This window comes from Solibacillus sp. GQ1, assembly GCF_059758555.1.
Genome location: NZ_JCAXEX010000001.1, coordinates 174,108 through 186,083 on the forward strand (window position 1 = coordinate 174,108; position 11,976 = coordinate 186,083).

The 11,976-nt window shown below is 30.7% G+C and carries 9 protein-coding genes; all 9 read left to right on the top strand.

Annotated features, from left to right (window positions below; genetic code table 11):
- The first annotated feature begins 539 nt into the window (after window positions 1-539).
- The 9 genes from AC6CH1_RS00860 (at window position 540) to AC6CH1_RS00900 (ending at window position 11,963) form a co-directional block, all read left to right on the top strand.
- The gene (locus tag AC6CH1_RS00860; protein ID WP_498316016.1) at window positions 540-3,080 is read left to right on the top strand and encodes an S-layer homology domain-containing protein; all 2,541 of its coding nucleotides are present in this window, start codon (window positions 540-542) and stop codon (window positions 3,078-3,080) included.
- 293 nt (window positions 3,081-3,373) lie between these two features.
- On the top strand, window positions 3,374-3,868 hold the full coding sequence (locus AC6CH1_RS00865; RefSeq protein WP_498316018.1) for a tetratricopeptide repeat protein: 495 nt from the start codon (window positions 3,374-3,376) through the stop codon (window positions 3,866-3,868).
- Window positions 3,869-3,887: 19 nt separating this feature from the next.
- Complete coding sequence (locus tag AC6CH1_RS00870) at window positions 3,888-5,465, top strand: O-antigen ligase family protein (RefSeq protein ID WP_498316020.1); 1,578 nt, start codon at window positions 3,888-3,890, stop codon at window positions 5,463-5,465.
- Between the two features lie 57 nt (window positions 5,466-5,522).
- Window positions 5,523-6,335, top strand: coding sequence for an ABC transporter permease (locus tag AC6CH1_RS00875; protein ID WP_498316022.1), 813 nt, complete (start codon window positions 5,523-5,525; stop codon window positions 6,333-6,335).
- On the top strand, window positions 6,325-7,596 hold the full coding sequence (locus AC6CH1_RS00880; RefSeq protein ID WP_498316024.1) for an ABC transporter ATP-binding protein: 1,272 nt from the start codon (window positions 6,325-6,327) through the stop codon (window positions 7,594-7,596). Before AC6CH1_RS00875 ends, AC6CH1_RS00880 begins: the two co-directional genes overlap by 11 nt.
- Window positions 7,597-7,610: 14 nt before the next feature.
- Window positions 7,611-8,513, top strand: a complete 903-nt coding sequence (locus tag AC6CH1_RS00885) for a class I SAM-dependent methyltransferase (protein ID WP_498316026.1) — start codon at window positions 7,611-7,613, stop codon at window positions 8,511-8,513.
- Window positions 8,514-8,528: 15 nt separating this feature from the next.
- A complete protein-coding gene (locus AC6CH1_RS00890; protein ID WP_498316028.1) occupies window positions 8,529-9,992 on the top strand; it encodes a hypothetical protein in 1,464 nt (487 codons plus the stop codon).
- A gap of 17 nt (window positions 9,993-10,009) precedes the next feature.
- On the top strand, window positions 10,010-10,849 hold the full coding sequence (locus AC6CH1_RS00895) for a glycosyltransferase family 2 protein (protein ID WP_498316030.1): 840 nt from the start codon (window positions 10,010-10,012) through the stop codon (window positions 10,847-10,849).
- A gap of 10 nt (window positions 10,850-10,859) precedes the next feature.
- Window positions 10,860-11,963, top strand: a complete 1,104-nt coding sequence (locus AC6CH1_RS00900) for a hypothetical protein (protein WP_498316031.1) — start codon at window positions 10,860-10,862, stop codon at window positions 11,961-11,963.
- The last annotated feature ends 13 nt before the right edge of the window (window positions 11,964-11,976 follow it).

Consider the following 11,976-nt stretch of genomic DNA (forward strand, 5'->3'; position numbering starts at 1 on the left):
GCTTTAGCATCTAAATGCTAAAGCCTTTTTCTTTTTTTATTTTTGTCGAATTTTAGCGAACAGGTTCTATTAATTCGTACTGTTCATACACTAACCAGGTAGGAAAAAATATGGTCACACAAATAATAACTATATTACAAAAGTAATATATTAGTAATAATTGTAATCTATAAATTCCATATTAACCCTTGGTATAACTGCATTTTATATCCAATTATAACTCTTGTTTTTACAATTAAAACCAATATTTACTACTATCTTTAACTATATTCAAATAATATATGGGATTTATTGGTGAAGAAAATGTTGTCTTTATGAGTATATGTATGTCATAATTAAAGAAATTTTAAGTTATCTGAATATATTTACTGATTAATATCTTGGAATCTCGTAAAACAGGTTAAATGTGGTTTTATTGGTAAAAAAAGATTGACATAGTAAATGTATACTAATAGAATTTATGTGTAGTTAGTTTTTCTGCACATTTTTCGTGTGGGTAACTAAAATATTATTTTCACTTATGAGGAGGAAATTTTTCAATGGCTAACCAACCAAAGAAATACACAAAATTCGTAGCAACAGCTGCGACAGCTACATTAGTAGCATCTGCAATCGTACCAGTTGCATCTGCTGCATCATTATCGGACATCTCAGGTAACACACACGAGGAAGCGATCACTGCTTTAGTAAGTGATGGCATCATCTCTGGTTACCAAGATGGCACATTCAAGCCTAACAAAGAATTAACTCGTTCTGACGTAGTTAAATTATTAGGTAAGTTCTTAGAAACTAAAGGTTATGAAGCTGCTGCTGACTACAAAACTCGTCCAGCATTCGCTGACTTAACTACAAAAACTAACGAAGAATTATTAAAATATGCTTCAGTAGTTAAAGAAGCTGGTGTATTCGTAGGTTCTAACGGTAACCTTTTAGCAGGTGATCCAATCACTCGCGAAAACATGGCTATCACTTTAGTACGTACAGTTAACACTGTTAATGATATTAGCTTAGAAGAGTATATTGCTACTCAAGATTTCAAAGGTGATGTAACTGACTTAAACCAAGCTAAAGCAGAAGCTCGCACAGCGATCTCTGTATTAGACTTCTATGACATTACAAACCCAGCTGCACCTGCATTCAACCCAAAAGGTAATACGACTCGTGGTCAATTTGCATCATTCTTATACAAAACAATTAACGCAGACTACACAGCTGCTGGTCAAAAAGATGAAGAAGCTTCATCAGTATTACCATCTGCTATCGCGTTTGAAGAAACTTCAATCCAAGGTACTTATGGTACAACAGTAACTTTAAAAGCTAAAGTAACTGTAGCTCAAGGTGAATCTGCAGCTAACATTCCAGTGAAATTTGATGTATTCCATGCTAAATTAGCTAACGATACAACAATCGTTCCTCAATTAACTGAAACTGTTAAAACAGACGAAAACGGTGTTGCAACTTATACTTATACTCGTTCTCAAGGTGAAACTGATACTGTTAATGCATACGCAACTGGTAAGCCAGCATTAAAAGCTGCTGCAAAAGTTTACTGGGATACAACATTAGCAATTAAAGATGTAACAGAAGGTACAACTTTAGCTAATGGCGAACAAAAAGTTTACCAAATTACTGGTGACGCAAACGAAGAAGTATACGTAGCATTCAAAGAGAACTTAAATGTTGCTCCTGAGAAAGCTGTTCGTGGAGTTGAATTCTTAGGTTTACGTACTACTGGTGATACTGCTTCTGCAAAATATGCTTATGAATATACAACTGGTGGTTACGCTGTAGGTGTTCTTAAGTTAGATGCTACTGGTAAAGCTAACTTAGTATTAACTGGTGACGATGCATCAGTAACACCGATTGCCTTCGTAAACAACCCAGGTACAAACGCTAAGTATGATGCTACGGCTTTACAAGCTGTAGGTTCAACAGTAACATTTGCTAAAGAATCAGTATTTGACTTATCAATTAAAGCTGAAGGCAATCAAACTGCTGCTGTTTACTTAAACGATGACCAAACTGGTGGACGTGACTATGTTGCAACACTAAAAAATAAAGATGGTAAGGTATTAGCTAATTCAGAGCTTTTAGTAACATTTGATAGTGAAACTACAACAGAACGTGGTCTTGTAGAAGTATTTGATGTGGATGGTAAACCAGTTGATCCAACTACAGCTGATTCAGTAACTTTCCGTATTGTTACAGATAAAGATGGCGTTGCTAAATTTACAGTTTCTCATCCTAATGCAGATGCATTCGTAACTCCAATTGCATTCATTGACAATGGTACGGGCACTGGTTCTGAACGTGGAAAATTAGATAAGAAAGATTTACAAGTTACAGGAGAAATCACTTACTTCCGCACTACTAAAGCTGCTGATTACAGAAGTGAATTAGTAGTTACAAATGATGAAGATAAGGAAGTTACAACATTTGGTAGTGACACTGTTGCAGAATTTGCTTACCAATTATCAGATCAAAATGGTAAAGCGCGTTCATATTCTTCTGATACACCAGTACAATTCACTGTACGTGCCGGTGCACAGGCTGTTGAGTTAGTAGATGCAGCTGGTAATCCTATTGTAGAAAATGGTGCTGCTGTTGTAATTCCAGCTTATACTTCAAAAACAGTATTAAACCGTTCTGTAGTTGCTGGTCAAACGAATGTATCTATTTTCTTGAAATCTAACGGTTCAGATGTACGTGTTACTGCAACACCAACAAATACTGGTTTATCAGGGTTAACATCTGTTACTAAAACAGTTACATTCTTATCAGGTGCAAGTACTTCTTACTTCTCAATTACAGAAGTTGTACAAACACCAACTACTAAAGATGCAGCTGCAATTACATTAACATTTAATGAAGCTGTAGCAAGCACTAGCATTGCTGTATCTGTAAATGGTACTACTGGTTCTGCTACTGTAACTACTGATTCATCAAACAATAAAGTTTTATATGTTGGATTTACTTCTCCAGTGGAAGTTGGCGAAACAGTTACTGTTTCTTATAAAGGACGTAACTATAACTTTGACTATGTAACTGAAAATGGTAGAAAATTCTTTAAAGCACAATAATATCTTTATTTTAAACGAGAAGTGAAGAAATTCACTTCTCGTTTTTTGGGGTTTTATAATACTACCTAGTAATTTAAAGCGAAAAGGTTAACATAAAAATTAATATAAAAGAATTGATTTTTATTCAATGCTTTTCAAGAAGAATGAAGGAGAATTTGGGTTTAAACAATTTTAAAAGTTTTGATTAATAATCTATAATAACCTATTGGTATTTCTATTAATATAAGGAAAATACATCAAAATTAGTGTATACTAATATATGAAATTTAAAAATGATTAAAGGATTGTGAGCAATGCATATATCTGAGAATAATAGAAAATACATATTATTAGGGGTAGTTATTTTTATAGTATTAGGACTGATTGCTTCTAAGGTTTTAGCAAGCAAGCAAGACGAAAAATTTCTTGAAGAAGATATGATTTATCAACAGGTCGGCCAGTTATACAATGAAGAAGAATATGATGAGGCTTCTTTATATGTAAATGAAATGCTAAAGAGACAACCGAAATCAGAAGTAGCGAATTATTTAGGTGGATTAGTATCTGCAAATATTGGAGAATATCAACAGGCTAGTATATTATTGCAAAAAACTTTAGATATTAATCCTTATAAGGCAGAGGATCCAATGTTTATGATTCAGTTTGGTGAAATATTATTTTATGCCGAAAGATATAATGATTCAAAAATTGTATTGGAAAAATGTCGAGAGTGGGGATGGGTACCTGAACAGTACCCTAACTATCAGGAACGTATAACAGAATTATTAACTCAAATTGAGAATATGTAATAAGGCAGGGAAATACTAAATGGCTTCATTTTACGAAGAACTTCAAAAATCTGATTCGATAAGTGATGAAAAAGAAAATAATGAATCAAGAGCAAATGTGGATAAATGGATATTTAGGCTATTTTTAGTACTAATGGGTGTAATGCCTTTAATTGTAATGGCTGATATTGTAGAAGTTGTTAGTCCTTTAATTACTAATCTTGATATTTTAACATCCGGCTTAAAAGGTGAATTATTTACAAGTTTTAAAACACTAATGTTATTAGTAATGACTTTAGTTATAGCTATCTTATTTCTAATAAAAATATTTTTTATGAATGGATCTATTCGAAAAACATTTTTAAATTATGTACTAGGAATTTTTGTTATGGTGATTGTTATCTCTACTGTGTTATCACCGAATATTTCGATTGTATTAAACGGGCAATATAACCGTTCTGATGGTGCTATTGCGTGGCTATGCTATGTAACTTTATTATTTGTAGCTTTAAATATTGAATACCCTAAAAATGTGGTACGTTCAGTAATGTATACAATGTTACCGTTTATTTTTATTAATTTATATATAATTACAATGAACTTCGTTGGGAAAGATTTACTACAACAAACTTGGCTTCAAAAGTTAGTTACACTGATGTTACCAGAAGGTGCAGATATTAGTGAAGGGTCAACTCTAATTGGTACTTTAAATCATGGTAACTATATGAGTGGAATGTTTGCTATTATGGCTCTTATGTATTTTGTTTGGGCTGTTTTAGAGAAAAGAACACTAAATAAAATCTTAGGGCTAGTAGCTGCAGTTGCTTCAATGTATGTAATTTTTATGGCTTTATCAACGAGTGGATTTTTAACGGTTGTATGTATTACACCGTTTTTAATATGGATTATTATTAAAGCAGAAAAGAAGGTCCTGGCTGTAGCATTCTTTGCTATTTTCTTAATTACATCTGGTGCTGGCTTACATTTGTTAGCAAAAGAAAATTCAAAAGTGTGGGATGAAACTTTCGGTTTCTTTGGAGCTTCAAACCCATATGTTGAAGAAACTGTTCAACCGCTTTCAAATTTAAATAATAACCAAAGTCCATTATCGATGATTTTTGGAAATAAAGCTTATGCCTCAGAACAGGCGATTGAAATTCCAGAATTACCTCAAACAGGTGTAGGTGCTGGTTCAGGGCGTGTATATATTTGGTCATATATATTAGATTTAGTAAAAGAGCGACCGATTCAAGGTTATGGAATGGATTCTCTAATGTATAACTTCCAACATTATAATATTGATGCACGTGCTAATTTAGAAACAGAGACAGTAATTGTAGATAAACCGCACAACATGTATATAGGTGTGTTGTATGGTACGGGTATTGTTGGTTTTATCGCCTTTATGGTATTGGTATTAATAAGTACTTGGATTTCGTTAAAACAAATTTTTAAGTATATGCCACAAAATATTTTAGCGACAGTTTTAGCAGTTGGGGTTTTAGCATTTTACTTCCAGGCTATTTTTAATGACTCATTGCCGGGGATTAACGGAGTAATGTGGATACTATTAGGGCTATTTTTGGTGAACTTTAAAGGCCAATTTAAAAATATATAATTAATAGAATGATTAAGCATCTTATTAAACGAATGAATAAGAATTAGAGGTTAGAGAATGATAAATTTAGCAAGAAATCATATTAAGTATCTTTTGGCTCAAAGATCATTAATTTCTCAGTTTACCAAAAGAGAAATAGCTAATAGATATAAGGGATCGTATTTAGGAATCATTTGGTCATTTGTGACTCCTATTATGATGTTGACTATTTATACTTTTGTATTTAGCGTAATATTTCAAGCAAGATGGGGAACTGATGGAGAAACAAGTAAATCTGAATTTGCCTTAATACTTTTTACAGGTTTATTTATCTTTAATATATTTTCTGAAGTGGTATCGCAAGCACCAAATTTAATAATTGCTAATAGTAATTATGTGAAGAAAGTAGTTTTTCCACTAGAAATTTTACCAATCGTAACATTGGGTTCAGCGTTATTTCAAGCTACGATAAGCTATATAATTTTAATGGTAGCAATGTTAGTTCTAACTGGAACAATGCATGTAACGGCTTTATTGTTTCCGATAATTATTTTACCTTTAATTTTAATATCCTTGGGGTTAGCATGGTTATTGTCTTCATTAGGAGTTTTTATAAGGGATATAGGCCAAATAGTAGCGATTATTATTCCGGCGTTAATGTTTATGAGTCCGATTTTTTATCCTAGGTCAGCAATACCTAGTGAATTCCAGTTTATTTATTCATTTAATCCCATTACATATGTAGTTGAAGATATGAGAAAAATAATCATCTTTGGAGAGCTACCACATTGGGATTGGTGGTTAATAGGAATGAGTGCAGGGATAGTAATATCTCTAATAGGATATGTATGGTTTAGGAAAACTAGAAAGGGATTTGCAGATGTCTTATGATAATGTAGCAATTGAAGTTAAAAATTTAACTAAAATTTATCAAATTTATGAAAAGCCAGTGGATCGTTTGAAACAGAGCTTAACAATTAGTGAAAAAAAATATTATAGAGAGTTTAGTGCTTTGCAGGGAATCAATTTTACAGTACAAAAAGGACAAACTTTTGGTATTGTTGGTCAAAATGGTTCAGGTAAAAGTACTTTATTACAAATGTTAGCGCACACATTAAATCCGACTAACGGTGAAATTAAAGTGAACGGAAGAGTGGCAGCTTTATTAGAATTAGGAAGTGGTTTTAATCCTGAATACACTGGGAGAGAAAATGTTTATCTAAATGGTTCTATCTTAGGGGTTTCTAAAGAGGAAATGGATAAGCGTTTTTCTGAAATTGAGCAGTTTGCTGATATTGGTGATTTTATTGACCAACCGGTAAAAACTTATTCAAGCGGTATGTATGTTCGTTTAGCTTTTGCAGTTGCTATTAATGTAGACGCAGATATTTTAATTGTTGATGAAGCTCTTGCTGTTGGAGATATGATATTTCAAATGAAGTGTTATAAGAAAATTGATGAGTTTAGAAAAAAAGGTAAAACAATACTGTTAGTAACTCATGATTTAGGAAGTGTTATTAAATATTGTGATAATGTTTTAGTTTTGAATCAAGGACAATCATTAGGAATTTATCCTGCTAAAGAGGCAGTAGATGTATACAAAAAGGTAGTTGTAAAATTACATAGTCCTCAAGGAGAGGTTAATAAGAAGGATAATTATATTTCAAATCAAGAAGTGTGGAAAGACTTTTACAGATTAAATGATGCTATGCTTGAATATGGTAATGGCATGGCTGATATTATCGATTTTGGTATTTTTGATAATGAAGATAAATTAACAAACACGATAACTAAAGGCAGTAATTGTAAAGTTAAGATGAAAATTAGATTTAATCAGTCAATTGAATCTCCGATATTTGCATTTACAATTAAGGATTTAAAGGGCACTGAAATTACAGGTACGAATACAATGGTAGATAATTTTGATACTGGTAAAGTTGAAGCTGATAAGATTGTTGAAATACAATTTGATTTCAATATGAATTTACAAGGGACAAATTATATGCTGGCATTAGGGTGCACAGGCTTTGATAAAGGTGAGTTTGTTGTATATCATCGACTTTACGATATAATTGCATTTCAAGTAATTTCTTCGAAAAATACTGTTGGCTATTTTGACTTAAATGTACAAATTGCCATGTCTAATAACTAGGAGTTTAAAAAATTATGATTGAAAACATTGGTAATCTGAAATTGAATTTAAATTACTATAGTGGAACGGATTTATATACTGATGGAGAGATTGAAGACGAGCTATTAAAATTAGTTAAAGAAAATGATAATTATGAAAAAATTATTGCTAATGATAATCGTTGGCCGATTTTATATCATCTTTCCAATTTCAGAGGAAATATTTTAGAGTGGTATCCATTTAATAATGATGCTAATTTGTTAGAAATTGGTGCTGGTTGTGGTGCAATCACAGGTACATTAGCAAAAAAAATTAGAAAAGTTACCTGTGTTGAACTCTCTAAGAAAAGATCGTTAATAAATGCACACAGAAATAAAAAATGTGACAATATAGAAATTATAGTAGGCGATTTTAACAAAATAAAATTTGATAAAAAATTTGATTATATTACATTAATTGGCGTTTTAGAGTATGCACCGGGATTCTCTGATTCAAATGAGCCTTTCCATGAATTATTAAAATATGTGAAAAGCCTTTTAAGTGAAAATGGTAAATTATTTATTGCTATCGAAAATCGTTTTGGTTTGAAATATTGGGCAGGTGCTAGGGAAGATCATACGGGTAACTATTTTGAATCATTGGAGGGTTATTTTGGTAATGAAAGAGTGAAAACTTTTTCAAAAAAAGAATTAACAAATATTCTTTCGGAAGTTGGTTTTGATGAAATAGAAAACTATTATCCAATCCCAGACTACAAATTACCATTTCAAATTTTTTCAGATGATAATTTACCAAAGGTTGGGGAGTTAAGAAATTTAATCCATAATTACGATCAGCCTAGATTGGGATTATTTGATGAACAAAAAGTATCAGATGCAATAATAAAAAATGATGAATTTAGCTTCTTCGCAAATTCATTTCTATTTATTTGTAAGTGAGAGGTGAAATTATTCATGTATATAAATAGTGTTCGTTACAGTGTAAATAGAAATGAAAAGTTCCAAATCAAAACAATTATTTTTAATAGTAATAACGAAAAACTAGTGAAGAAAGAACCTTATTCTATCTCAGCGAAGCAACATGTTATGAATATTATTAGAAATTATAGTTGGCTTCAAAATTCAAATTGGTTTTATGTCCCAGTTGAAAAAGAAGGAGATTCTGTAATATTCCCTTATATAGAAGGTAAAAGTTTCGATGATGAGTTATTAACATTTATAGAACGTAATAATGTTAATGAATTTAAGAATGGTTTAATGGCTTACTATAAGAAATTAGTATCAGATAAACTGATTGATTTCGAGATAACTTCTGAGTTTACAGATATTTTTGGAGCGGAAAATTCAATTGACAACCAAAAGTCTTTGATAGTATCAAATATTGATGTCAATTTTGATAATATCATTATAGATAGTAATGGAAAATGGAATGTAATTGATTATGAATGGGTTTTTGACTTCCCAGTACCGGTGAATTTTTTGTTTTATAGAAGTATAAGTGGTTTTATGTCTAAGTATGAATTAGAGCTTAAATATCGCAACGTTATAAATGAAATTTTTGAATCTCTGAATTTAACTAATGATGTACTAATTAAATTTGATAGTATGGAAAAATATTTCACAAATTATATAGGTCACAATTCAAATAAATTTAGCCATTATCTAAATGAATATAACCCCTTAGAAAAAAATAAAAAGGGAAGTTTGAACTTAATAAATGATTATCTTGAAATTTTTTGGGCTAATTCTGAAATATTTACAGAAGAAAATAAGTTGAAATTTACAATTGAATCACATCAGGAAAATACTATTCTAAAAATAGAATTACCTGATTTACCTTTTAAATTTCTAAGAATCGATCCAACTACTTTAAAAGGAATTATTAGTTTAAAAGGCCAATTAGAATATCAAGACAGCTATATTAATTTAAAGGATATGATTTTCTCTACTTTAGATGTATATCAAATGGAAAATTCAGATTCAGATTTTATAAAATTTGCAAGTGGAAGTAATGATCCACAGCTGTTTTTAAAAAATGCTTTTTTCCAAGAAAACGGAAAAAAGGTATTGAGTTTAGAAATTATGCCGGTTCAAAATTTAAATCAAGATTTAGCAGATATCTTTAACTCTACAACACAAAAAATTAAACAATATGCAGAAGAAAGAAATGCTTATAAAAAAATAATAACTGATATGAAAATAGATATAAATAATTTAGTTATTGTTAGAGATGATGCTGCACAAACAATTGAAAATTATGTTAATGATAATTTGAAGTTACAAGAAACTAATAATTTACTAATTGCTAGTAAGGCACATTTGGAAGATAACTTAAATCAAAAAAATGAATTACTTATTAAAATTCAAGCAAATAAAATCTTTAGCCTTCTTAAAAAGTTTGGGTTAATTAAAATTTGAATTAAAAGGAGATTGTAATGCCTAAAGTAAGTGTTATTATGCCTTGTTTTAATGATGGAGAATATATTGAAGCCAGCATTGAATCGGTATTAGGTCAAACATTTAAGGAAATAGAGTTAATAATAATTAATGATGGATCTACTGATCTGAAAACAATAGAGATTTTAAAAAGTATATCTAATCCGCAAATTAAGATATTAAACACTGAAAATTATGGTCCTTCAGCAGCAAGAAATTTTGGTATTGAACATGCAGTAGGTAACTATATTTTACCATTAGATGCAGATGATAAAATTCATCCAGATTATATAGAAAAATGTGTGGAACAGTTAGACAATTACCCTAATGTTGGGATTGTGTATTGTTTTGCGGAACTGTTTGGTGAGCAAAGCGGACGTTGGGATTTGCCTGAATACTCATTCGAAGCAATGCTTTTAGATAATGTTATTTTCGTTACTTCAATGTTTAGAAAAAAAGATTGGGAAGATATTGGTGGCTTTAACCAAAATTTGATTCATGGAATGGAAGACTATGATTTTTGGCTTTCAATTCTTGAGAAAGAACGGGAAGTTGTTCAATTAAAAGAGGTATATTTCTATTATCGAATTAAGAATATCTCTAGAACATCTAAATTTATGGATAATTCTTTAAATGTAAAAAGTACTTATAGAGAATTATACTTAAATCACCCGGAATTTTATGGGAAATATCAGAAGGAATATGCAATGGTATTAAGAGATGCACTAATCGAACAAATTTATCTAAATAAAAAACTGACAAGCTTGGGACCTATGTTAGATAAAGTGAAAAAGATTGGTATTATTAGGAACTTGGCAAAAAAAATATTAAAGGGATAAGGTAAAAACTATGATTATTTTTACATCTATATGTGCGAATTATTTACATAAGACTAGAACTTTAGCGAAATCTGTAAAAGATAATATTCCAGATGCTAAATTTATTGTTTGTTTATTAGAGAAGGAAATGCCAAATACAGCTAACTACGAATATTTTGATGAAGTAGTCCTTGCAAAAGACTCATGGAAAGGTAACTTTGAACAGTTTATTTATAAACATTCTATAGTTGAAGCCTCTACATCTGTGAAGGGGAATTTTTTCAATTATTTATTTGATAAATATGATGAAGAGTCAGAATTTGTATATTTAGATCCAGACATCTATGTATATTCAGATTTTTATGAGCTCAAGGATATTTTGAAAACACGGCCAATCGTACTGTGCCCACATCTATTGCAGCCAGGTAATATTGATATGGAGTTATCAAGCACTGCCCATGGAGTATACAATTTAGGTTTTTTAGCTGTTAACAAAGATTTTGAGGAAGCTAGAAAATTTATTAACTGGTGGGCTGATCGTCTTTACATATTCTGCTATGATGACAAAGAGAATGGTATTTTTACAGATCAAAAATGGATTGACTTAGCTCCATCATTTTTCGATGTTGAAGTCTTTAAACATAGAGGATATGATTTTGCACCTTGGTCATTGCTGGATTGTGGAATGACAGAAGAACAAGGAAACTTTTTTATAAAAGGTGATGCATTGAGGTTTATACACTTTTCTGGTTATGGGCGTACAGCTGAGAAATGTATGAGAGATTGGCTACCTGAAGGAAGCCACCCATTCAAAAAATTATATGAAGAATATTCTATATTACATGATGCTAATAATTATGATAATGTTTCTAAAACAAAATGGACGTATGATTATTATGAAAATGGTGAAAAGATAGATGATACATTACGTGTACTTTATAGAAAAAATCATGATGTAATGTTTAATACTGACAATCCATTTAAATATTCAAATGATTACTTTAAATCAATCTTAGGTAATAAAACTTTCGTAGGCGAAGGTAATTTCGAAAAAGTACTGAGAGTGTATAGGGAAGAAGGATTTATTAACTTATTGAAAAAGGTGAAAGAACATTTAAGTGTAAAATATAATTGAGTTCAAAAATTTA

Excerpts from the sequence above, each read along its gene's own strand:
- AC6CH1_RS00860 (WP_498316016.1), top strand. The coding sequence starts at position 540 with ATGGCTAACCAACCAAAGAAATACACAAAATTCGTAGCAACAGCTGCG.
- AC6CH1_RS00865 (WP_498316018.1), top strand. The coding sequence starts at position 3,374 with ATGCATATATCTGAGAATAATAGAAAATACATATTATTAGGGGTAGTT.
- AC6CH1_RS00870 (WP_498316020.1), top strand. The coding sequence starts at position 3,888 with ATGGCTTCATTTTACGAAGAACTTCAAAAATCTGATTCGATAAGTGAT.
- AC6CH1_RS00875 (WP_498316022.1), top strand. The coding sequence starts at position 5,523 with ATGATAAATTTAGCAAGAAATCATATTAAGTATCTTTTGGCTCAAAGA.
- AC6CH1_RS00880 (WP_498316024.1), top strand. The coding sequence starts at position 6,325 with ATGTCTTATGATAATGTAGCAATTGAAGTTAAAAATTTAACTAAAATT.
- AC6CH1_RS00885 (WP_498316026.1), top strand. The coding sequence starts at position 7,611 with ATGATTGAAAACATTGGTAATCTGAAATTGAATTTAAATTACTATAGT.
- AC6CH1_RS00890 (WP_498316028.1), top strand. The coding sequence starts at position 8,529 with ATGTATATAAATAGTGTTCGTTACAGTGTAAATAGAAATGAAAAGTTC.
- AC6CH1_RS00895 (WP_498316030.1), top strand. The coding sequence starts at position 10,010 with ATGCCTAAAGTAAGTGTTATTATGCCTTGTTTTAATGATGGAGAATAT.
- AC6CH1_RS00900 (WP_498316031.1), top strand. The coding sequence starts at position 10,860 with ATGATTATTTTTACATCTATATGTGCGAATTATTTACATAAGACTAGA.